Below are 23,409 nucleotides of genomic sequence, written 5' to 3'. Positions count from 1 at the left end.
ATGGAAATAAAGTAAGGAAAGGGAGATGATGCTGTGGATATCATTACGATTGGGGAGATGGTCATTGACTTTATCCCGGGAACAGAGGAGGGCAGCTATATCCGCAATCCAGGGGGCGCGCCGGCCAATGTGGCTATTGCAGCGGCCAGGAACGGGCTGTCCGCCGGAATCTTCTGCAAGGTGGGGGACGATGATTTTGGCCGTTTCCTGATACAGACCCTGGAAGACAATCAGGTGACGCCCCTCAGCCCGCAACTGTGCAGGGAGGCGGTGACCACCATGGCCTTTGTATCGCTCTCGCCAGGCGGGGAACGGAGCTTCACCTTTGCCAGGAAGCCGGGGGCGGATATGTTCCTGCGCGTATCGGATATCCGGGATGAGTACCTTGCAGGCTGCAAGGTCATTCATGGGGGCTCCTGTTCCCTGTCAAAGGGGGAGGCCAGGGCCGCAACCATCCATACGCTGAAACGGGGACATGAGATGGGGAAGATGGTGAGCTTTGACGTGAATTACAGAAACCTGATGTGGGACGATGACAGACAGGCGGCCGCGGACACCGTCATGGGCATACTTCCCTACATCGACCTCCTAAAAATATCGGAGGAAGAGGCAGACATGATTGGAGGGCGGGAAAACATACACCGGGTCATGAAGCAGAACCAGGTCGCGGTGGTGATTGAAACCCTGGGGGCAGAAGGGGCCGAGTGCTTTTTCGCAGGAAGTTCCTTTGTGGTAAAGGGACGCAGGGCAAGCGCCATTGTGGACACAACAGGAGCAGGGGATGCGTTCTGGGGAGGCTTCCTTTCCAGGCTGCTGATAAAAGGCGCTGACCGTACAGGGATATTTACAAGGGAAATCCTGGAGGACGCCATGAGGTACGGCAATGTAAGCGGTTCCCTGTGCATCCAGTCCAAGGGGGCCATTGCATCCCTTCCCACCAGGGCGGAGATTGAACTGTATTTGGAGGAGGACAGATGAGCAAAGAAATATGGAACCACTCCTGCATTATTTCACCATCCCTGATCTGCCTGGATCTGTGCAACCTTGAGCAGCAGGCCAAACTGGTGGAGGAAAGCGGCATCCAGATGCTGCATGTGGACATTCTGGATGGACATTTCAGCCCAAGCATGCCTCTGGGGCTGGAGACGGTAAAGCAGCTGCGCAAGAAGACGGACCTGGAATTTGAGGCCCATGTCATGACGTCCGATCCCCAATATTTCATTGATGAGCTGTTGGAATGCGGCGTTTCACAGATTGTGTTCCACATCGAGACAGCGGACCATGTGGACGGGCTGTTAAACTACATCCATGGAAAGGGTGTGCGGGCCGGTGTGGCCCTGAAGCCGGGAACCCCCCTGACCGTCCTTGATTATGTCCTGGATAAATGTGACGCTGTCCTGCTGATGTTGATCAATCCCGGCTTTGCCCAGTGCGCCGGGGAGGCACAGGTATCCTACGGGGACCGTAAGATCAGGGACTTGAGGAAGATGATAGACCACAGGGGACTGGATACCAGGATCATCCTGGACGGCAGGATTTCCCCCAAGAACATAGAGGATTACGGCAGGGGGATTGCCAATATATTCGTGGCGGGAAGCACCTGTATCAAGAAGGAGGATCTGGCGGGAAGCCTGAAAGCGGTCAATGACCTGGCACAAACCCTGAATGAGGATTCTAAGGAGTGATGAGATGGGATATTACAGCGATGAGTACAGGAATACATATACAACTGTTTTAAAGGAACTGGATACGGCCCTCGGCAGTGTGGACCCGTCGGCCGTGGAGGCGCTGGCGGATGCGGTGCTGGATGCGGACCAGGTGTTTTTCGTGGGTGTGGGAAGGGTGCTTCTGTCCCTGCAGGCCATTGCAAAACGTCTGGCGCATCTGGGAATCCGTACCCACTATGTGGGGGAAATCACGGAACCGGCCATCACGGGCAATGACCTGTTGATTGTGGGCTCGGGCAGCGGCTCCACCCTGTTTCCCCTGGGGATTGCCAAAAAGGCAAAGGCGGCAGGGGCCAGGGTGGTGCACATCGGCTCCAATCCAGGCAGTGAGATGAAGGACGTGGCTGAATTCATGGTGCGTATTCCTGTGCGGACCAAGAATTACCTGGAAGACGAGATTGATTCCGTACAGCCCATGACCTCGCTTTTTGAGCAGGGCCTCCTGATACTGGGGGATACCATTGCCAAGATGATTATTGATAAAAAGCAGATTGACATGAAGAGCCTGTGGAAATATCACGCAAATCTGGAGTAGAGGAAACAGAAGGAAAGGAAACAGAAGGAAAGAATCCAATGTAAAGAAAACTGGGGTGCATAAAATGAAAAAGGATTGGATGAAATACGCCGGCAGCATGCAGCAGCTGGCTTATGTAAGGCCGGTGGCATACAAAGAGGGGCGTGCAAAGAACATGAATGCCTGGGAAATCAAATCCGGCCACATGGCCTTCCACGTGATGGCGGATAAATGCCTGGATATATCGGATTTATCGTATAAGGGCATGAACATGTCATTTATGGCAAAGCCCGGGCTGATGGGACGGGGCCATTATGACACCAATGGACAGGAAGCCCAGAGAAGCATCATGGGCGGACTTCTTTTCACCTGCGGCCTGGAAACAATCTGCGCGCCCTGCAATGTGGATGGCAGGGATTACCCCATGCACGGCAGGATGAGGACGACGCCTGCTGAACATACGGGGGCGGACGCCTTCTTTGACGGGGATGAGTATGTGATCTCTGTGAAGGGGGAGATGCGGGAGGCTGAACTGTTCGGTGAGAACATGGTCCTTAGAAGGACCATAGAGACAAGGCTGGGTTCCAACTCCATCCTGGTTACGGATGAGATTGAGAACCAGGCATTCCGTCCGGAACCCCTGATGCTGCTCTATCACTGCAACATGGGATATCCCTTTTTAGATGAAACCTGCGAGCTGGTGCTGCCGGTTAAAAAGGTGTCTGGAAGGGAAGCATTTGCAGAACAGCATGTGGACAGATGGAACTGGATGGATGAACCGAAACCAAATGAACCGGAATACGTTTTCCTCCATGACATGGCTGAGGATGAATCGGGCAATACCATGGCCATGGTGGTGAACCATGGCAGGGAACTGGCCTTTTGCCTGGAATTCAACCGTAAGAACCTGCCTTACTTCATGGAATGGAAGTCCATGGCTTCCGGGGATTATGCCCTTGGGCTGGAACCCTCCAACTCCAGCGTGTACGGCAAGCCGTATCATATCAGCCAGGATAAGGTCCATTACCTGCAGCCCTTTGAGAAGGAAGTGAACCAGATCCGGTTCACGGTGCTGGAGGGTGAGGAAGCAATCGGGAACTGCCGGGAACGGATGAATAAAATAAAAGGAGAATCATAATGAAACGATCAGAAATCAACGCAGTCATTAAAAAGTTTGAGGCCCTGATGAAGGAGCACTGTTTTGAGCTTCCTCCTTTCCTGGGTTTTACGCCGGAGGAGTGGCAGGACAAGGGACATGAGTATGATGAGATACGGGATAACATGCTGGGATGGGATGTGACGGATTACGGCGAGGGGGATTTTGACAAGCTGGGCCTTGCGCTGATTACCATCCGCAACGGTAATGTACATAACCCGAAGTATCAGAAACCCTATGCAGAGAAAATCATCATGTGTGACAGCGGGCAGGTATCCCCCATGCATTTCCACTGGGGCAAGATGGAGGACATCATCAACCGCGGCGGCAATGACATTGAATTTACCCTTTATAACGCGGACAAGGAGACGGAACAGCTGGCTGACACGGACGTGGTGATCTGCCAGGACGGACGCCGGTACACCATGCCCGCCGGAACCAAGGTAATCCTGCACCCAGGTGAAAGCCTGACCCTGTATCCGTACCTGTACCACGAGTTCATCATACCCGAAGGCGGCCCTGTGCTGATTGGGGAAGTATCCATGTGCAATGATGACAATACGGACAACCGTTTCCTGAACCCGCTGGGAAGATTCCCAACCATAGAAGAAGATGAGGCGCCTTACAGGCTGCTCTGTAACGAGTACCCGCCGGCAAAGGATTGATCATAATCCGCCCGGGGGACCGTTAAGGGGTGGAAATGCCGCAGGCGGGGAACCTGCGGCATCTGCATCATTCCAGTAAGTTTCTTGCTGCGGCAATCACAGCGGCTGCATCCATACCGAACCGGTTGAGCAGGTAATCCGCCGTGCCCACCTCCCCGGCCCTGTCCGGGGCGCCCAGGCGCCTGAAGGGGATGCTGATTCCTTCCTCTGCAATCACTTCTGCCACCGCGGAGCCAAGACCGTTATAGATATTGTGGTTTTCAAGGGTGATGACCGCCCTTGTCCCTGCAGCGGCCTTTATGACCGCCTCCCTGTCAAGGGGCTTGATGGTGAACATGTCCATGATTTGGGCCTGGATGCCCTCTGCCTCTAACGCTTCTGCGGCTTTTAAGGCTTCCTTGATGCAGATGGTGCCGCATGTGATGATGGACAGATCCTTCCCTTCCCTCAGTATGGATGCCTTCCCGAGCCGGAAGTCAGTGCCTTCTTCATAGAACTGGTCCTTTGTCTTGCGCATGAGGCGGATATAGAAAATCCCTCTCTGGCTGACGGTCTGGGTGATGACGGAGCGCAGCTGCACCGGGTCGCATGGTTCCAGGATGACGGTTCCGGGAAGCGAACGCAGGATACCGATGTCCTCCAGGCTGATATGTGTACCGCCGTTTGGCCCGGCTGAGATGCCGGGATCGCTGCCCACGATACGCACGTTCTGGCGCGCATAGACGCCGGACATGAAAATCTGGTCCGCAATGCGGCGGCTTGCAAATGCGCCAAAGGAGTGGACAAAGGGGATGAAGCCTTCCTCGGAAAGGCCGGCCGCCACGCCGAACATATTGGCTTCCTGGATCCCGCAGTTAATGACCTTATCCGGGTATGCTGCTTTGAATCTGTTCATGCCGGAGGATGCCATCAGGTCGGCGTCCAGCCAGAGAATCCGGTCATTGGTCCCTTCAAGCTCAATCAGTGTGTCTGCCAGGGCAGTCCTCATATCGGTTGCATATTGTTTCATGGGTTTACAGCTCCTTTCCTGCGAATTCCTGCTGGGCTTCTGCCATCATTTCGTCCGTTATGGCGATGTGGTGGATGCCTGTTTTTCCTTCCGTTACGCTCCAGCCCTTCCCTTTGACCGTATTAAGGACAATGCATTTGGGAAGGCCGTTCCTGGAAGCCAGGGCATTCCTGGAAGCTGTCGCTATGGCGTCCACATCATGTCCGTCAATGGTAACTGCTTCAAAACCAAATGCTTTAAACAGGGTTTCAATGTTCCCCAGATCACAGATGCCGTCAGTATAGCCATCCAGCTGCTGGTGGTTCCAGTCAACAAACGTTATGAGATTATCAAGCTTGTGCTGTTTTGCAAACATGGCCATCTCCCAGACCTGGCCTTCATTCAGTTCCCCATCGCCCAGAATCAGGAATACATTGCCCTTCCTGTCCAGCATCTTCTTGCCAAGGGCCATGCCGGCCGCGGTGGAGGCGCCCTGTCCAAGGGAGCCGGTTGTCATATCGATTCCCACGGTTTTGTTCATGTCACAGTGGCTGGGAAGATGGGTGCCGTTCCGGTTCAGGGTCATAAGCTCTTTTTCCGGGAAAAAACCGGAGAGGGCAAGGGCGCTGTAGAGGACCGGCCCGCAGTGTCCTTTTGAAAGCACCACCTTGTCACGTTCTTCCCAGTGCGGGTTTTGTGGGTCATAATCCATGACGCTCCCATACAGGACAGCCATGAGTTCACACAGGGATAATACGCCGCCCACATGTCCGCCTTTACTTGCGTACATGGATTTGATGGAGCTGAACCGGATGCGGTCGGCAAGTTTTTGCAGACCGGCAGAAGTTTGATAACTGGTAATCATTCATACACCCTCCTTGTTGTGTGGAATATTGTTGCAATGCTTTCCCACGATCCTCTATGTCGTGGACGTCCATTAAAAAGGCAATCCTACTTTAGATGTTAGCAGAAAATAGATTTTTGTCAAGAAAAAACAACAGCAAACAACAACAAACAACAATGATAAAAAACAGTATCAATATAAAATAATAAAAAGTGAGAATTACATATTGCAATATATTGTGCTTTTTGCTATAATTACTTTCGTAAAGGGTGATGATAATGGACAAAATGACTACAGGTGTTTCAAATAAAAGCTTATTCGCCGAAGAACGCCAACGAAAGATAATTGAAACCATCAATGCCAACGGGAAGGCAGTGGTGCCGGTGCTGTGTGAGATGTTCGGGGTTTCCTCCTCAACCATAAGGAATGACCTGAAACAGCTGGAGAGCAAGAAGCTGATTACCAGGACACATGGAGGCGCCATCAGGAATTCCAAGATGGGACGGGAACTGTCCCCCACGGACAAAGAGACACAGATGATGCCTCAGAAAAAGGCAATTGCCAGGGCTGCCCTGGAGCTGATTGATGACGGCGACATTATTGCGGTAACCACAGGGACAACCACATTTGAGCTGGTGAAGCTGCTTCCGGAGAAGAAGAACCTGACCGTGGTGGTCAACGATATCCGCAACGCGGTATGGCTGGAAGACCATACGGATTTCAATGTTTATATACTGGGCGGGCTGGTCAGGAGGGGATACCACTATACCACGCTGCCCACCAGGAATGAATTCCTGGGCATGATTAACATTGACAAGGGATTTTTCTCCTGCAACGGCTTCAGTGTCGAGCGGGGGATTACAGCACCTGATTTCGAGACAGCTAAAAGCGTGCGTGAAATCCTGGATGTGTGCTGCGCATCCTATCTCATGAGTGACAGCAGCAAGCTGGGTACGGTTACATTTGCACAGATAGCGGACCTTGGATATATAAACGGACTGATAGTGGACACGGAGATTGAGAAGGAAGATTTTGATTCCATTGTAACCATGACAGATATCATCCTGGCTGAATAAGAGGAGGTTTCCTATGAAGATTACAGGGCTGGACCATATAACGGTTAATGTCAGGGACCTGGACCGTTCCAAGGCGTTCTACGGGGATGTGCTGGGACTAAAGGAAGCCGGATCTGTCCATATGGGGGACCATACGCTTACATATTATGAGCTGCCCCAGGGCGTGCGGCTGGAACTGATTGATTATGAAGCCAAGGAAGAGCCGAAGGACATAAAGGAGACGGACACCGGTACCTACAGGCATTTCTGCCTGGTGGCAGAACAGCTGGACGAGGTGTACGGCACCTGCAGGGAGAAGGGGGTATATGTGAGGAAGGCCCCGTCCTATGTGGAACAGCTGGGATGCAGCACCATGCTGGTTACGGATCCCAACGGTGTTGAGATTGAAATCATACAAAGGTGATGGATATGGGATATTTAGCTGGAATTGATCTTGGGACGTCAAGTGTCAAGGTACTGGTCATGGACCCGGACGGCAGGACATTGGCGGTAAGCAGCAGGGGATATGACGTGATGACCCCGAAGATGTCCTACGCGGAGCAGGAGCCGCAGGTGTGGTGGGACTGCACGGTAATGGCCATCCGGGAAGCCATGGAAAAGTCCGGGATAAAGCCGGAAGAACTGGACGGCATCGGGCTTTCCGGCCAGATGCACGGACTGGTGGCATTTGACAGGGATAATGAACCGGTCATGCCTGCCATCATATGGATGGACCAGCGCTCGGCAGAAGAGACGGCCCGGATAAAAGAACTGGCAGGCGGGCTTCTGGACACGGAACTTCTTAACCAGCCCGGGGCCGGCATGATGATATGCTCCCTTCTCTGGCTGAAGAGGCACCGGCCGGATACATATGACCGGATAGAACATGTGATGCTTCCCAAGGATTACATACGGTACAGGCTGACGGGAACCATTGGTTCCGACTATTCGGACGCATGCGCCACGCTGGCATTTTCCGTCAAGGGCAGAAGCTGGTGCATGGAACTGATTAAACGGGCAGGGCTTAAGGAGGATATCTGGCCCGCGGTGGGGGAAAGCTCCCAGGTGGCGGGCCATGTATGGGCAGAAGCGGCTGCACGGACCGGACTGTCAGAACATACCAGGGTGGTATACGGGGCAGGCGATTCCTCTGCCCAGCTTACTGGGAACGGAGTGATAGAAGAAGGAATCATGGCCTGCAACATCGGCACGGCGTCACAGCTTGCGGCTGTGGTGGACCGTCCTTTATATGATACGCAGATGCGCCTGCAGACATGGTGCCATACCGTGGCGGACCGCTGGTATGTCCAGGGCGGGGCGCTGAATGGCGGAAGCACCTTGAGCTGGCTTAAGAAGAAGGTGCTGAGGGATGACCGTCCCTATCGGGAACTGGACGCAGAGGCAGGACAGGTGCCTGCCGGGGCAGAGGGACTTTTATTCATCCCGTATCTGGCAGGCGAGCGCACGCCGTTCATGGACCCATATGCCAAAGGGGTTTACTTTGGGATGGGCATGAAACATGAACAGGCCCACATGATCCGGGCAACCATGGAAGGCGTGATATTCAATCTGAAGGAATGCGCGCTGGTGCTGGATGAGATGGGAATCCAAAGGAGGAAGATGATTGCCTCCGGCGGGGCGGCCAAAGGGGTTACATGGAAGCAGATACAGGCGGATATCCTGGAGATGCCTGTATATACCACAAAGACAGAAGAAGAGGCCTGCCAGGGGGCTGCCATACTCGCAGCTGTGGGCTGCGGTATGTACCGGGATATCAAGGAGGCGTGCAGCCGGATTGTAAAAATCAATGACTGCCCCGTGGAACCGGTGATGGAGCATGTGAAGCGCTACAGGGAGCAGCAGGAGCTGTTCCGGGAGCTTTACCTGAAGGTGAAGGATCTGTATCCAAGGCTAAAGACAGAGTAAGGCGCAGGATGCATAAGATCCACGCAGTAAGGGTTTTGCACGTCACAGGTTATCACAGGACAGTAATTGGACAGAGGGAAAACGACATCGCAGAGGGGACAGATAAATGGAAAAAGTGGCAAATGCATTATATATCCAATCAGGAGGACCCACGGCAGTCATCAATACATCTGCCTACGGTGTGATTGATGAATGCAGGAGGCATCCGGAAATAAACAGGATTTACGCATCCGAACACGGGGTCGTGGGATTGATTGAGCGGAGGTTATTTGATATTACAGATGAGATGGCGGGCGAGAAACTGCTGCCCTCCACCCCATCCATGATATTTGGCTCCTGCAGGTATGAGATTGACGAGGATGACCCGCTGCAGACGGATTACAGGAAGATACTGAAAAACCTTAAATCCCTGGATATCCGGTATATATTCATAAACGGGGGCAATGGTTCGGTAAGGGCCGGGCTGAGGCTGGGCCGTTTTCTGGAATCACAGGCTTATGATTTCCGGCTGATGGTCGTGCCTAAGACAGTGGACAATGACATTTCCTGCATTGACCACGCGCCTGGATTTCCTTCGGCGGCAAGGCATGTGGCGGTTACGGTTTCGGAACTGGCCAGGGACATGATGACATATGACACGGAGCTTATCATGTTCACGGAGGTCATGGGACGCAATACCGGTTTTCTGGCAGCTGCATCCATGGCAGCCAAAAGGATTGATCTGGGGCCGGATCTGATTTATGTTCCGGAAGTGGTGTTTGACCAGAAGAAGTTCATAGGGGATATAAGGCGTGTCCTGGAGAAGAAAGGGAAATGCTTTGCAGTGGTTGCGGAAGGCGTGAAGACAGCGGACGGCAGGTTCCTGTTTGAAGACATTTCCGTGAACCGGGGCATGGACATGCAGAAGAATATGGGCGGGATCACCCCGTACCTGAACCAATTGTTAAGGGATAATTTTGAATGTAAGATCAGGGGCATTGACCTGGGGCTGATGCAGAGATGCGGCGCCCATGATGCGTCGGATATAGACAGGGAAGAGGCGGAAGAACTGGGAAGAAGGGCCGTAAGGGCGGCTGTGGCGGGGGAGTCCCTTAAGATGGTGACGCTCAGGCGGGTTCCCGGCCCGCAGTACCAGGCAGAATATGACCTGGCTGCCCTTGAAGAGGTGGCAAAGGAAGACAACTGCCTCCCCATGTCCTATGTGAATGAGGAAAAGGATTACATCAGGGAAGGCTTTTATGATTATATCATGCCGCTTATCGGGGAGCTTCCAAGGTACACGGTATTGAACAAACGCTATATCTAACAGATTATTACAACATGGAGGTGGCAGACATGTATCACTATTCAGAACTTGGACAGGTAAACACCAGGGAAATGTTTAAGAAGGCATATGATGAAGGTTATGCGGTACCGGCATTTAACTTCGTATCCATTGAACAGTTCAATGGAATCATGGACGCTGTGATTGAGAAACGTTCCCCTGTCATCCTGCTGGCGTCCCCTAACCTGCATAAGCAGCTGGGATATGAGATGCTTGCAAGGATCGTGCAGTCCGGGACGGACCGTATCAGGAACCAGGGGCTTGACATTCCCGTGGCCCTGCACCTGGATCACGGCATGACATTTGCGCAGTGCGTGGATGCGGTGGAATTTGGATTTTCTTCTATTATGATAGATGGCAGCGCCCTTCCTTTTAAGGATAATGTTGCCCTTACGAAAAAGACCGTGGAATATGCCCACCGGCATGGGGTGACGGTGGAAGCTGAACTGGGAGTCCTTTCCGGCGCGGAAGAGGGCGGTGACGTGGGCCATCACGAAAGCCTGTACACGGATCCGGGGATGGTGGAGGAATTTGCAAAGGAGACAGGATGCGACAGCCTGGCAATCTCCATAGGCACCTGCCATGGCCTGGTGAAGATCAAGGCGAATCCGGACGGTACGCTCCCGGAACTGAGATACGATATCCTGGAGGACGTGATGCGCAGGGTGCCGGGATTCCCCATTGTGCTCCACGGCGCATCTACCATAGAGCCGCGGTTCGTGGACATGATCAATGCCTACGGAGGACATATTGAAGCCGTGGCCGGCATACCGGAAGAGCAGGTGACCAAGGCGGCCAGGATGGGGGTGTGCAAGGTTAACATCGCTACCGACGGCTGGATCAGCGCACTGGCCAATACAAGGAAGATCCTGGCAGAGAACCCGGGGGCAATTGACAGCAGGGTATTCACATTGAAGAACCGCGGCCTGTTAAAGGAAATCTATCTCCATAAGATTGATGTGATGGGCAGCGCATACAAGGCATGACGACAGGGATGATGGACGTGGAACATTTATACTTATCAATGGAAATCGGGGGGACCAATCTCAGGTATGGGGTTCTTGATGGGACATTCCGGGTGCTGGACTTTAAAAAGGAACCCAGCAGGCGCCTCTCAGACGCAGTGGACAAAGGGGGGTATATTGAAGGGCTTGTAAGGCCCTATATAGAGCGGTATGGGAAAGAAAATTTTCTGTGCATGGCCTTGTCGCTGGCTTCGCTGATGAACAGGGAACGCACGGTTAATTACAATTCGCCGAACATAAAGGGATTTAACAACATTTCCCTGGTGGACATCCTTACTGAAAGGACAGGGCTTCCGGTCTATATGGAGAGGGATGTGAACACGGCCCTTCTCTATGAGATATGGAAGGGACATATTGATACGCGGGGAATCATCATCGGTATATTCATCGGCACGGGACTTGGCAATTCCATGTGCATTGACGGAAAAATCTATATCGGGAATACAGGCTCGGCCTGTGAACTGGGACACATACCGGTCCTGGGATTTACGGACAGCTGCGGCTGCGGCAAGAATGGCTGTATTGAGCTGAAAGCCAGCGGCAGGACGCTCCATCTTCTGGCAGAGGAGAAATACCACTGTCCCGTGTCGGAGATTTTTGAGCGGTATGGGGAAGAAAAGGACGTTAAGGATGTGGTCCATGCCTGCGCCATAGCTGCTGCAACGGAGATTACCATACTGGATCCTGGTTGTGTGGTATTGGGCGGCGGCGTGGTGGATATGAAAGGGTTTCCCATGGAGTACTTCGAACAGACCGTAAAGGAAAACCTGAGGATTCCCTATCCAAGGGATTCGGTACGCTTCATCAGGGCGTTGGGGGATCCTGAGTCGGGTATTACCGGGGCTGCCATCAACGCGGCGGCCAGAATGGGGCAAAGGGTGTAATGAATACTGGATGCTGATGAAAGACGGCATTTACGTATAAAAACTATTTAAAAGTAGAAGGAGGAAGTAACATGAAAAAGAGAATGATCGCAGCATTAATGGCAACCGCACTGACTGTATCCGCATTGGCTGGCTGTTCCAGCAAACCGGCGGAGTCCGCAGCAGCACCGGCTGAAACCACGGCAGCAGCAACTGAGGCGGCAACCGAAGCAGCCAAAGAAAGCGCTGGGACTGAGGCGGCAACTGAAGCAGCAGCTCCGGCAGGAGAGGGTTCTGACTACCATCTGGCTATCTGCATCCATTCCATGGACAACGAGTACTGGGCACAGGAAGCAGAGGGCGCCAAGCTTGCAGCAGCATCCTACGGCGTATCGGCAGATGTCCTTACCTGTGACAGCGACGACAACAAGCAGCTGCAGGGAATCAAGGACTACATTGCACAGTACGGTGACAAGGCTGTCTTTGTAGTTGACCCGTCATCCACAGCCAACACAGCCAACATCGCAGAGCTGTGCGAGGAGTCCGGAAACTACGTGGCAATCCTGGCACACAGGGCAGACGGCCTGTATCCAAAGGATTATCCACATTTCGTAGCAAGCCTTATGCTGGATGATATCGCAATCGGCAAGGCAACTGCAAAGGCCCTGTTCGAGTCCATTGGCGGCGAGGGACAGGTTGCTGAACTGCAGGGACTGTTAGGTGATGACTCTGCAACCAACAGGCACAAAGCATTTGAGGAAGCCCTGAAGGATTATCCGAACATCGAAGTGGTTGACAGCCAGACAGCAAGCTGGAGCCAGTCCGAGGCAATGACCCTGACAGAGAACTGGCTGGTTAAATATCCTGATTTAAAGGGTGTTTATTCTGCAAACGACACCATGGCCCTTGGCGCTGTTGAAGCCCTCAAGAACAAGGGACTGAACGGAAAAATCATGGTCAGCGGCTGTGACGGTATCGAGGCGGCCCTGAACGCTGTTAATGACGGCGACATGGTAATCACCAATGCGAACAACGGATACATGATTGCCGGCTACGGCGCATCCTACGCAATCCAGGCAGCCCTGGGCAAATTAGACCCAACCACCATTCCTGACAATGAGCGCCTGATTTTCTGTAAGACAACACTGGTTACAAAAGACAATGCAAATGATATCATTGACAAGTTCATTAAGACCAAGAATCCTGGCTATGACTACAATGACCTGTCATTCTGTATTGACAAATACCAGGAATAATCAGTATCAAGTAGGTAACTGTGAAGTGGGCTTGCCTGAGGGCAGACCCACTTCCTTTAAAAGGGGAATATTGTTCCATAATGACTATGTATATAAGGGGATAATATAATGAAGAATAAATGGGAAGAATCTTTAGCTGCTTTATCCGTGGGCCAGCAGTTTGCTTACAAGGTCAAGGATGACGCAAGGAAAGATAAGATTAGAAGATATGCACCACTGATTCTGTTAGTTATCATGACTATGATAGGAGCAGTTTCCCAGAAGGATTTCTTTACTTGGGGAAATGTGGTCAACATCATGTACCAGATGTCAATCCCTCTTGTAATCTCCGTCGGCCTGACCTATGTGCTGCTGCTGGGCAGCATCGATCTTTCCATTGAAGGGGTCATGGGATTTGCAGGATCATTTGTGGCATTTTTGGTTGTAAACAACTCAAACAGCAATGATTTTGGTATATTAGGTATCTTGTTCGTTATTCTCATCAGTACGTTTATCGGGGCTATAACAGGTATCATCCATGTAAAAGCAAGAATCGCGACATTCATTGTCACATATGCGGTGGGAAGCATCATGACCGGCGTGGCTGTGCTGGTTTACCAGGGCACGCCCATCCAGGTCAAGGATGAACTTTTTGTCGTGCTGTCACAGGGGAAATTCATCGGTATTCCCTACATAACCATCATCGCATTTGCCATCTTCATTATCGGTGCGCTGATTCTCAATTATACGGCCTTCGGAAGGGCTGTGTATGCAATTGGCGACAATGAGACAGCGGCAGCGTCCACGGGAATCAATATCGGTCTTACGAAAATAAAGGTTTTTGCCTTATGCGGATGTACGGCGGGTATGGCAGGCATACTGCAGTGCATACGTCTTAAATTAGGACAATCCAGCATCGGTCTGAATCAGATGTTCCCAGTTGTAACGGCTATCGTCATTGGCGGTGGTTCACTGGCCGGCGGCAAAGGAGGCGCACTGTCCGCCTTTGTCGGAGTTTTGATATATACAGAGCTTGCCAACTGGCTGACCCTGATGGGTGTGGACCCATACGTAAAAAAGGTCATCCAGGGCGTGATCATCATTGTTGCAGTTACCCTTACCATCAACCGTAACCGCAAGACCATATCAAAGTAAGGAGGGGGACACATGGGCGATCTGTTATTCGAAGCAAAAGGCGTTGGAAAGACATATGGAGCCAATACCGTTCTCCGCGATATCGATATGAAGGTCTACAGCGGAGAGGTAATTGGGTTAATCGGTGAAAACGGAGCAGGCAAATCCACGCTGATGAAGTTAATCAGCGGTGTTGAAAAACCTTCCATGGGAGAGATGTTCCTGCAGGGGAAACCCTATTCGGCCAGTTCCATCCTGGATGCCAACCACCAGGGAATCGGCATGGTGTTCCAGGAGCAGTCCCTGGTAGGGAACCTTACCATTGCCCAGAACATATACCTGGGCAGGGAAAAGGGCTATTCCAGGTGCGGGTTCGTCAACTGGAATAAGATGAACCAGGACGCTAAGAAGGCCCTGGGACGGATTGACATGGACCTGGACCCGTCCAGGAAGGTAAGGGACATTGACTTTGCGGCCCGCCAGATGGTGGAAATCGCAAAGGTGCTGGACGTGGTGACGGAAGCGGCAAACGGACATGCAATCATCCTTCTGGATGAGCCAACCACGGTCCTGTCCGACGAGGAAATTAAAAAGCTGTTTGTCCAGGTAAGGAATATGAAGGAACAGGGCAATGCGGTCATCTTCATCTCACACCGCCTGGATGAGGTTCTGGAAATCACGGACCGGATTTATGTGTTCAAGGACGGGGAGGAGACAGCCGTCATGCCCACCAAGGGTGCGGATGTGAACCTTCTCTATGAGAAGATGGTGGGAAGGACCACCACGGGCGAGTTCTATGTGGAGCACAAGCAGACCGTGCCCACGGACGAGGTGATCCTGGAGGTGAATGACTTAAGCCTGTTCGGCGCATTTAACCATGTAAGCTTTGACCTGAAAAAGGGAGAGGTGCTGGGGCTTTGCGGGGTGGAAGGCTCGGGCAAGGAAGATATCTGCGCGGTCCTGGTAGGCGATGCCGCGCCCACAGCCGGCACGATTAAGGTAAAAGGCCGGGAATGTACCTTCCCCAACCCCTGCGCGGCCAGGAAGAAAGGAATCCTGTCCGTTCCCAAGGAACGAAGGGATGAGGGGATGATCGGCCTGCTGTCCATCGAGGACAACATCATTGTCTCACACATGGATGAGCTGTCAAACCACAGTTTCCTGTCAGCTAAGAAAATGCACCAGGTGGCTGAAAACTGGGTTAAGAAAGCAGGTGTGAAATGCTTCTCCATTGCGGAGCGTATTAACCAGTTATCAGGCGGCAACGCGCAGAAGGTGATATTTGCCAGGGCCCTTGAAAGCGGGTGTGAGATACTGATCCTAAACCATCCCACAAGAGGCGTTGATGTCGGCTCCAAGGAAGAGATATATGATCTGGTCAGGGATATGACTGCTGAAGGCCATTCCATCATATTGCTGGGGGATACACTGGATGAGTGCATCGGCCTGTCCAGCAGGATCATTGTTCTCAGGGACGGACTTATCAGGGGAAGCTTTGAGTGTCCGGTTGGCAACAAGCCGCTTCAGCTGGATATTGTCCAGCAAATGATGTAGGAGGGTACATATCATGGCTAATAAAAAGAAAAGCTTTAGTATATCTGATTATTCAAAGTACATGTGCCTCATAAGCATTGTGTTGGTATTTGGCATATTCAGCATTGTGATACCGAATTTCATCGGCGCCTACAGCCTGCAGAATATGATGATTGAGGCAGCGCCCCTGCTTCTCATGGCCGGAGGCCTCTCCTTTGTCATCTACACAGGAGGCATCGACCTGGGCGCAGGGCCAATGGTATCCTGCACCTGCGTGCTTACCGGTATCTATGTGGCAAGGTTTGGCAATGTGATCATTCCAATCATGCTGGTGGTGGGGCTGGCGATGGGGCTTTTAAACGGCCTGCTGGTGACCAAGCTTAAGCTTCCGTCCTTTATCGTTACCCTGTGCACCACCAACTTCTGGTCCTATATAGCCCTGACGCTCTGCCCCAATGGTTCGGAGATCATCCCCATGGACAAACGTTTCATGGTAAAATGGGCCACCCAGAAGGTGGCAGGCATCCCGGTCGTGTTCCTCATCGCGTTGCTGGGAATCGTGCTGCTGTTCATCTTCCAGCAGTATACGGTGTACGGGAAATCCATCTATGCCGTGGGCGCCAACGTAAGCGCCGCAAGGCTGGCCGGTGTGGACACGGACAAAGCGCAGATATCCGCATTTGTAATGAGCGGCGCCTGCAGCGCCCTTGCAGGGGCATTCTACGCGTACAAGCTGAAATCAGCGGTTCCCACCGTAGGGGACGCCCTTACACTGACGGCAATCGCCTCGGTTGCACTGGGCGGAACCTCCATGGCAGGAGGCCGGGGCAGCGTCCTCAGGACCCTGATCGGCGTGGTGACCATCACAGGGGTTACGTCCGGGCTTAACATGATGGGCGTGGACCCGCTCTGGAAGAATATCGTAATCGGTATCATATTGATTGCGGCAGTGTGCCTGAATTCAGATACAAAGGGAAGGGATTTAATCATAAAGTAGGATTCAGGCCCCAATGGCAGAGGACGCCCTGTATTGCGTGGGCGTCTTCTTTTTGTGTTTCTTAAAGCAGCGGCTGAAGTAATTCAAATCGCCGAAGCCAACATAGAACGCAATATTCTGTACGCTCATCCGGGAAAATGACAGAAGCTCGGCGGCTTTGTCGATTCTGGCCCGGGTGATGTAGTTGGATATGGACTCATGGACCTCCTGGTTAAAAAGGCGGGAAAGATAGGAGGGGCTGACCCGGATGCCCTCCGATATCCGCTTCAGGGTCAGCTGGTCCGCCAGATGGATGCGGATGTAGGTGATTGCCTTGCGGATTATTGGGGAGTACTGGTCCAGGCGGTTTTTCTGGACAAAACGGCAGTAGACGCTTATCATCTGGGATTTGAATTCCTCCAGCTCCTTCAGGCTGTTGGAGTTCTCTATGAGCATGGCAAAATTGGAGGAGATGATGTCCAGGTGTACGGGATGGATACCCGCTGTTTCCGCACTTTTGCGCAGCATGGTGTTGAGGGAAAAACTCAGGTTTTTGGAGGTCCGCACCGGATCCTCAGTGCGGACAATGGAACGGCTGTCCATGGAAAACTGGCGGTAATACCTGAGCGCCATGTCCTGATTCCCCTGGGCGACCTCCTGGAGCAGGAGCTTTTCATAGTAGTACCTGTGTTCCAGAAGCTCCATTGTGGCCTCCTCCACCCCCTGGGGGGACAGGGAGGAGACTTCCTGGCTGTATCTGGCCTGCGGTTCATAATGACGGTAGGGGACTTCATCCCCATATCCGGTTACAACCTTCAGGGCGGTGCGCATGGCTTCCAGCATATAGGAATTGCCTACAATGGGAAGGGACAGGCAGAACTGGTGGAAGGGCACCAGCAGGGACAGGTTTTTCCCATTGTCCTGAAGCACCTGTTCGCAGAAGTCCGTGCCGGCCTGGCACGTAAGGTATGGGCCGGCAATCATTGCCCTGCTTTTATTGTCATAGAGGAAGAGGTTGAAATTAAGGCTTAGGAAGTCCGTTATGTGATACAGCACCAGATGCTCAAAGGACAGGACCATGGATTCTGTGATGAAGAAGGGAAAGTTCTCCTTCAGGAAGTCCGGCAGGTGTGACTTCAGGCAGGCTTCAATCTCTTCTATGCAGACAGTGCAAAGGGATACCGGGACCTGCAGGATTGCCTCGATGAACTGCCTGGATATCATGGCCTTTTCATGCTGGGAACAGACGGGGGAGCTGTTTGGGCTGGCGTCCTTTAAATTCCCTTCTTCTGTATTAACCTTTTTGAAATCTGATTTCTCTCCTGATTGCTTCCGTCCATCATCGATTGTTCTATTCATAATTACCTCCCAGGAGCATATTTGAAAATGCCCTCTCCCATCTCTTCCTCCAAAATCCCCATTTGTACGAAATCCACAAAAACCTCTCTCAAAATCTATCTAATTTCGCCAAATCAATATGACAATATATTACTAATTAGTATTATATATTCCTAACCATTGAAAATCAAGTGTGTTAAAATAGTGTTACAAAATAAAGCCGGCGGATAACCATAAAATGTATAAAACAGGGAGATAATGATGATGGAGAAGACAAAGGGAGCGGTAAGGCAGTACAATGACGCGAAGCTGTGGCAGATTGGTTTTTTCTCACTGAATAACTGTGCAACGAACATTGCCATGTTTCTGATGATGCAGTATTCATATTTTACACAGAACGTGCTGGGGCTGGCGGCTGCCATTATCGGGCTGATTGCAACGGGCACGCGTATCTTTGACGCGGTAACGGACCCGCTGGTGGGATTTATGGTGGACAGGACCAATGGACGTTTCGGTAAGTTCCGGCCCTATATGCTGGTGGGTAATATCATTATCTGGCTAAGCCTGATTGTGATTTTCAATACCCCGGCCCACTGGAGCGTGAACCAGAAGTACGCGTTTACGACTGTGTTTTATGTTATTTACATACTGGGGTATACCTGCCAGACCGTGGTTACCAAGGCAGGGCAGGCTGTCCTTACCAATAATCCCGGACAGCGTCCGATTTTCGCAGGCTTCGACAGCGTGCTGACCCAGATGGCAAGCGCCCTGGTACCCATGCTGATTACCACCATCCTGGCTGAGAAATACTCAGTGGGGGAGTTTTTAGGCCAGGACGGCAAGAGCCTGGGTATGATTAACCCTGCCATGTGGAAGGAAGCTGTCCTGATCCTGGCAGCCATATCCTTTGTGTTTACCGTATTGGCAATCATCGGAATCAGCCAGAAGGACAGGCCGGAGTTCTTTGGACAGGCCGGTTCACAGCCCAAGGTAAAGTTCAGGGATTATAAGGATATCGTGATGCACAACCGCCCTATCCAGATGCTGATCATATCCGCTGCAACAGATAAGCTGGGACAGCTTCTTATGAGCGGCACCATGACGTATCTCTTTGCCAATATGCTGCTTGATTCCAAGCTTCAGGGTGTATTTTCCAGCATACTGATTGTTCCCCTGGTAGCGATTTCCATTGGCGGAGTGTTCGTATCCAGAAGGTTTGGGCTTAAGCGCACCTTCCTGGTCGGCACCTGGGGTTCCATGATCATGCTGGCCATCATGTTTGTGGTGGGCCCTGACCCAAAGGCCCCGGCTATCTTCCTCGGGATGTTCCTGGTGCAGAAATGCCTTGCCAGTATGGGCAATTCCGGCATCATCCCCATGATTGCGGACTGTACGGATTATGAGCAGTACCGCAGCGGACGCTTTGTTCCAGGCATGATGGGGACCATGTTTTCCTTCATCGACAAGATCATCTCATCATTTTCAGCCATGATCCAGGGATTTGCCCTGACCCTGGCAGGTGTGGGCAATGTTGTGATCCGGCCCAATGAGCCGGTCAATGATACATTTAACATGGCCATCATGATCTGCTTCTGCATCGTTCCCATACTGGGACATGTTGCCACAATCATATCCATGCGCTGGTATAACCTGGATAAGGATAAGATGGCTGAAATCCAGGATGAACTGGAATCCAGACGGGCGGCATAGATGCGGGCTGGATGATGAAACTAAAATGATTAAATTGAAGTAGAGAAAGGAATGGGATATGACAATGGCAAAAGCCTCGGTTCACTATTACAAGAATACAAACGGCCCCACAATCGGGGTGACGGTAAAGCCGGTAATTGAAAAAGACGGCCTGTATTTCAGGGATCTGACAGGGGACGGAATCCTGTCCCCTTACAAAGACTGGAGGAAGTCACCGGAGGAAAGGGCAAGGTCCCTGGCAGAAGAACTATCCGCAGATGAAAAGATAGGCATGTTGTTTGTAAATTCCTGGAAAATGGGAATCTACCAGGAGGATAAATCCAAGGTGGATGAATCCGGCCTTTTGAATGAGGAGATTGTGGAAAAGGACGAATCCATTTTCAATGTGGAAAAGACATATGGCACCACCTATACCCTTAAGGAGATGGGAATCCGCCATCTGATCCTGCGCCAGAACCCAAGGCCGGAGGAGCTGGCGGAATGGGTGAACCAGCTGAACCAGGTGGCTGAAGCCTCGGAACACGCGGTCCCGGTAATGGTCATATCCAATTCCCGCAACGAGAACGGCGAGATGGTGTTCGGGATGAATGACGCCGCAGGTGTATTCGCGGCCTGGCCCGGCACCATGGGGATTGCGGCGGCTGTGAAGGGAAGCGGCCTTGGGCTGATTGATGATTTTGCGTCCTGCATCCGCGAGGAGTGGGACAGCGTGGGAATGAAAAAGGGATACATGTACATGGCGGACGTGGTAACGGACCCCAGGTGGCAGCGGACTTACGGAACCTTTGGGGAGGACCCGGATCTGGTGTGCAGGATTATGGAGCGGCTGGTTCCCGGAATACAGGGGGGAAGCGATGGGGTCACACCGGAGGGCGTGGCTGTTACGATTAAGCATTTCCCAGGAGGGGGAGCACGGGAAAATGGATTCGACCCCCACTATGCGCAGGGCCAGTGGAACGTGTATCAGACAGAAAACAGCCTTCAGAAATACCATATTCCCGCGTTCCAGACAGCAATAGACAAGAAGGCCTCCTCCATCATGCCGTATTATGCAAAGCCATGTAAAGACAAGAGCCGGCCACAGTATGACCGGAAGGGCCGTCAGATTGAAATGGAACCAGTAGGGTTTGCATTTAACCAGGCATTCATACAGGGGCTGCTGCGGGAGCAGATGGGATTTGAGGGATATGTGAACAGCGATTCCGGAATCTCCAATAAGATGGCCTGGGGCGTGGAAATGCTGGACATTCCTTCAAGGATTGCCCTGGCAGTCAACAATGGGGTGGATATCATAAGCGGTTCCCTGGATGTGTTTTCTGCAAGGGAGGCCTATGAACGGGGGAAAAACGGATACTATACCACCATGGGTCACCCCGTGCCGGATGGATTTACCGCGGAACAGCTGACCCTTTCGGATGAAGCCCTGACAAGGGCGGCAATCCGCACGCTCAGGGAGAAGTTTGCACTTGGTATGTTTGACAACCCATACCGGTGTCCGGATAAGGCTACGGAGGTCATTGCCAGGAAGGAGCATTGGGACGCCGCGTATGAGGCGCATCAGAAATCCGTGGTACTGCTTAAAAATGCCGGAAATGTACTTCCCCTTACCGAAGAAAAGCTATCCGGCAAAAGAATCTATGTGGAATGCTTCCGGGCAGACGGGGAAGCGGCTGCAAAGGAAACGGAAGCAGTCAGGGAAACCGTGGAGAAGCTTGTGAGGGGAAATGTGGAAATAGCGGATGGGTCTGCCCGTGAAGGCGGGGATATCTGCCTGACCCAAACATATCAGGATGCGGACTATGCCCTTCTCTTTATAAGCCCCAGTTCCGGTGAATACTTCAATGCAACAAAAGGATATCTGGAACTGGATATCTGTGAGGACAAAGAGGTGGCGGATGTGGACGGGGAAGGACGGCCAGCCGGCACATTCCACAGGGAAACCACGCTCTGCGGAACAGGACGGATCCGGGAAATCAGCGGGGCTGTGCGAAAACGCGGGGGAAAAGTGATTGCACATATTAACTTCACCCTTGCATGGGAGGTGGGCAATGTGGAACCATCTGCAGACGCGCTCCTGGCAGGTTTTGACACCTACACGGAGGCGGTGCTGGATGTGGCTTTTGGCAGGTATGCCCCTTCCGGGAAAATGCCCATTACACTTCCAAAGGACGACAGTGTCATACGGGTGGACAGCACCGGGGTATGCATTTCCCCCAATGATGTGCCGGGGTATGACAAGGACCTGTATATGCCGCAGGAGATGAAGGATGGGAACGGCAAGGCGTACGCTTACAGGGACAGCCAGGGGAACTACTATGAACTGGATTTTGGGCTGTCTTATGAGGGATAGGGTATCCTGTTGATGGAAGGATATTGGAGGTATTGCACAAAAATGAAAAACTAATTTGTTGCATATTTCTTATTGACAGAGGAACTATTTTTATAAAAGGCATATACGTAACAGTTTAAACTGGATGGTGGGATTGGGCGCATAAAAAATCCTTGCATGTAATGATAAGGAATGTTACAATATAGATATAAAAAAGGAACAACCGCCCACAAGGTGGGTTGACCTGTATATTAGAATAGAAATTCCACCCTGCTACCGGTCAAGTTTTGGGGTGGTTTTTCTATGTTAAGCTAGTGACAAATCATATAAATGAATGTCAGTAACGCCAAAATAAACATTCCAAAAGCCATAAGGTCTTTAAAATCGAAATGTTTCATAGACATCACCTCCATCCTATGTAGAATGAAGGTCAACGCCACCCTGCAACACGATTGCTCCCTAAGAAAAGTATAGCATATATACAAAAAACGGCAACATATTCTTTTATCATCAGCCCTGCTTCGCAGTCTGCGTGCAGTCTGTTGTAAACTGACCTGAAGACTGCTTATAATAACATAAAAAGCCGCAAGTCTGTCGGTATTGCTGGCAGAAGGGGTTCTAATCAGGACGGGCCGGCATTACGGATCAGGGGTACGGCTGTGGGTAAGGAAGTGTGGGACGGCTAAAATGAAAGGTACGGAGTAACATATCATGAGGACACTGGGGACAAAGCGCAGATATCCGCATTTGTAATGGGCGGCATCTCCATGGCAGGTGGCACAGGCCTGTATCCAGCACTCCTGCGTTCCCGCGTGAAGGATAGGAAAAACGCTGTGGGTAAAAGAATATTGGAGGTATTGCACAAAAATGAAAAACTAATTTGTTGCATATTACTTATTGACAGAAGAACTAAAAATTGTTTATACTTAAGGCGCAATTGAAGAGAGAGCGTGTTACTGGTAAAGCAGGCATTAACTATAAAAGGACATTGGACACAGTGTTCTTTATGGTTAATGCCTTTTTTGCATGGCGCCGCAAATACCGGGGATACGCAGTGAAGTGCAGGA

General features: G+C 51.7%; 20 protein-coding genes. 17 read left to right on the top strand and 3 right to left on the bottom strand.

Features of this window, described 5'->3' with window-relative positions; all coding sequences use genetic code 11:
- The first annotated feature begins 33 nt into the window (after positions 1-33).
- The 5 genes from LK536_RS56855 to LK536_RS56835 all read left to right on the top strand — a co-directional run bounded on the left by LK536_RS56855 (position 34) and on the right by LK536_RS56835 (position 4,062).
- Complete coding sequence (locus tag LK536_RS56855; protein WP_227797227.1) at positions 34-978, top strand: carbohydrate kinase family protein; 945 nt, start codon at positions 34-36, stop codon at positions 976-978.
- Positions 975-1,685, top strand: a complete 711-nt coding sequence (locus LK536_RS56850; protein ID WP_227797228.1) for a ribulose-phosphate 3-epimerase — start codon at positions 975-977, stop codon at positions 1,683-1,685. The genes LK536_RS56855 and LK536_RS56850 overlap by 4 nt, the downstream gene beginning before the upstream one ends.
- Positions 1,686-1,689: 4 nt before the next feature.
- Positions 1,690-2,262, top strand: a complete 573-nt coding sequence (gene hxlB, locus LK536_RS56845) for a 6-phospho-3-hexuloisomerase (protein WP_227797229.1) — start codon at positions 1,690-1,692, stop codon at positions 2,260-2,262.
- A 64-nt stretch (positions 2,263-2,326) separates the two neighbouring features.
- Entirely contained in the window at positions 2,327-3,379 is a 1,053-nt protein-coding gene (locus LK536_RS56840; RefSeq protein ID WP_227797230.1) for an aldose 1-epimerase family protein, read from the top strand.
- The gene (locus tag LK536_RS56835) at positions 3,379-4,062 is read left to right on the top strand and encodes a D-lyxose/D-mannose family sugar isomerase (RefSeq protein ID WP_008721126.1); all 684 of its coding nucleotides are present in this window, start codon (positions 3,379-3,381) and stop codon (positions 4,060-4,062) included. Before LK536_RS56840 ends, LK536_RS56835 begins: the two co-directional genes overlap by 1 nt.
- A gap of 67 nt (positions 4,063-4,129) precedes the next feature.
- Here the strand turns inward: LK536_RS56835 and LK536_RS56830 are convergent, their stop codons facing one another.
- Positions 4,130-5,071 carry a transketolase family protein gene (locus tag LK536_RS56830; protein ID WP_120058174.1) on the bottom strand — a complete coding sequence of 314 codons (942 nt, stop codon included), beginning with the start codon at positions 5,069-5,071 and terminating at the stop codon, positions 4,130-4,132.
- A 4-nt stretch (positions 5,072-5,075) separates the two neighbouring features.
- The gene (locus LK536_RS56825) at positions 5,076-5,915 is read right to left on the bottom strand and encodes a transketolase (protein WP_227797231.1); all 840 of its coding nucleotides are present in this window, start codon (positions 5,913-5,915) and stop codon (positions 5,076-5,078) included.
- A 257-nt stretch (positions 5,916-6,172) separates the two neighbouring features.
- On the opposite strand from LK536_RS56825, the gene LK536_RS56820 reads away from it, so the two are divergent.
- The 10 genes from LK536_RS56820 to LK536_RS56775 all read left to right on the top strand — a co-directional run bounded on the left by LK536_RS56820 (position 6,173) and on the right by LK536_RS56775 (position 16,986).
- The gene (locus LK536_RS56820; protein WP_227797232.1) at positions 6,173-6,970 is read left to right on the top strand and encodes a DeoR/GlpR family DNA-binding transcription regulator; all 798 of its coding nucleotides are present in this window, start codon (positions 6,173-6,175) and stop codon (positions 6,968-6,970) included.
- Between the two features lie 13 nt (positions 6,971-6,983).
- A complete protein-coding gene (locus LK536_RS56815) occupies positions 6,984-7,373 on the top strand; it encodes a VOC family protein (RefSeq protein WP_008721131.1) in 390 nt (129 codons plus the stop codon).
- 5 nt (positions 7,374-7,378) lie between these two features.
- Entirely contained in the window at positions 7,379-8,875 is a 1,497-nt protein-coding gene (gene xylB, locus LK536_RS56810) for a xylulokinase (protein WP_008721134.1), read from the top strand.
- A 106-nt stretch (positions 8,876-8,981) separates the two neighbouring features.
- Positions 8,982-10,181 carry a diphosphate--fructose-6-phosphate 1-phosphotransferase gene (locus LK536_RS56805; protein ID WP_008721136.1) on the top strand — a complete coding sequence of 400 codons (1,200 nt, stop codon included), beginning with the start codon at positions 8,982-8,984 and terminating at the stop codon, positions 10,179-10,181.
- A 29-nt stretch (positions 10,182-10,210) separates the two neighbouring features.
- Positions 10,211-11,185, top strand: a complete 975-nt coding sequence (locus tag LK536_RS56800) for a ketose-bisphosphate aldolase (RefSeq protein ID WP_008721138.1) — start codon at positions 10,211-10,213, stop codon at positions 11,183-11,185.
- Complete coding sequence (gene alsK / locus LK536_RS56795; RefSeq protein ID WP_506092265.1) at positions 11,182-12,108, top strand: allose kinase; 927 nt, start codon at positions 11,182-11,184, stop codon at positions 12,106-12,108. Before LK536_RS56800 ends, alsK begins: the two co-directional genes overlap by 4 nt.
- A gap of 71 nt (positions 12,109-12,179) precedes the next feature.
- Positions 12,180-13,343 carry a sugar ABC transporter substrate-binding protein gene (locus tag LK536_RS56790; RefSeq protein WP_025483697.1) on the top strand — a complete coding sequence of 388 codons (1,164 nt, stop codon included), beginning with the start codon at positions 12,180-12,182 and terminating at the stop codon, positions 13,341-13,343.
- Between the two features lie 108 nt (positions 13,344-13,451).
- A complete protein-coding gene (locus LK536_RS56785) occupies positions 13,452-14,477 on the top strand; it encodes an ABC transporter permease (RefSeq protein ID WP_008721144.1) in 1,026 nt (341 codons plus the stop codon).
- 12 nt (positions 14,478-14,489) lie between these two features.
- The gene (locus tag LK536_RS56780; protein WP_034576666.1) at positions 14,490-16,010 is read left to right on the top strand and encodes a sugar ABC transporter ATP-binding protein; all 1,521 of its coding nucleotides are present in this window, start codon (positions 14,490-14,492) and stop codon (positions 16,008-16,010) included.
- 13 nt (positions 16,011-16,023) lie between these two features.
- The gene (locus LK536_RS56775; protein WP_008721147.1) at positions 16,024-16,986 is read left to right on the top strand and encodes an ABC transporter permease; all 963 of its coding nucleotides are present in this window, start codon (positions 16,024-16,026) and stop codon (positions 16,984-16,986) included.
- 3 nt (positions 16,987-16,989) lie between these two features.
- Here the strand turns inward: LK536_RS56775 and LK536_RS56770 are convergent, their stop codons facing one another.
- On the bottom strand, positions 16,990-18,324 hold the full coding sequence (locus tag LK536_RS56770; protein WP_227797234.1) for an AraC family transcriptional regulator: 1,335 nt from the start codon (positions 18,322-18,324) through the stop codon (positions 16,990-16,992).
- A 243-nt stretch (positions 18,325-18,567) separates the two neighbouring features.
- Between LK536_RS56770 and LK536_RS56765 the strand changes: the two genes are divergently transcribed.
- Both LK536_RS56765 and LK536_RS56760 read left to right on the top strand, forming a co-directional pair.
- Entirely contained in the window at positions 18,568-20,013 is a 1,446-nt protein-coding gene (locus LK536_RS56765; RefSeq protein WP_025483693.1) for an MFS transporter, read from the top strand.
- A gap of 58 nt (positions 20,014-20,071) precedes the next feature.
- Positions 20,072-22,363 (top strand): glycoside hydrolase family 3 protein, encoded by a 2,292-nt coding sequence (locus LK536_RS56760; RefSeq protein WP_227797235.1) that lies wholly within the window; start codon positions 20,072-20,074, stop codon positions 22,361-22,363.
- Positions 22,364-23,409: the final 1,046 nt, after the last annotated feature.

It is taken from the genome of Clostridium pacaense (genome assembly GCF_020709765.2).
Taxonomy (GTDB): Bacteria; Bacillota; Clostridia; order Lachnospirales; family Lachnospiraceae; genus Enterocloster; species Enterocloster hominis.
This window is presented reverse-complemented; position numbering and strand designations above follow the sequence as displayed.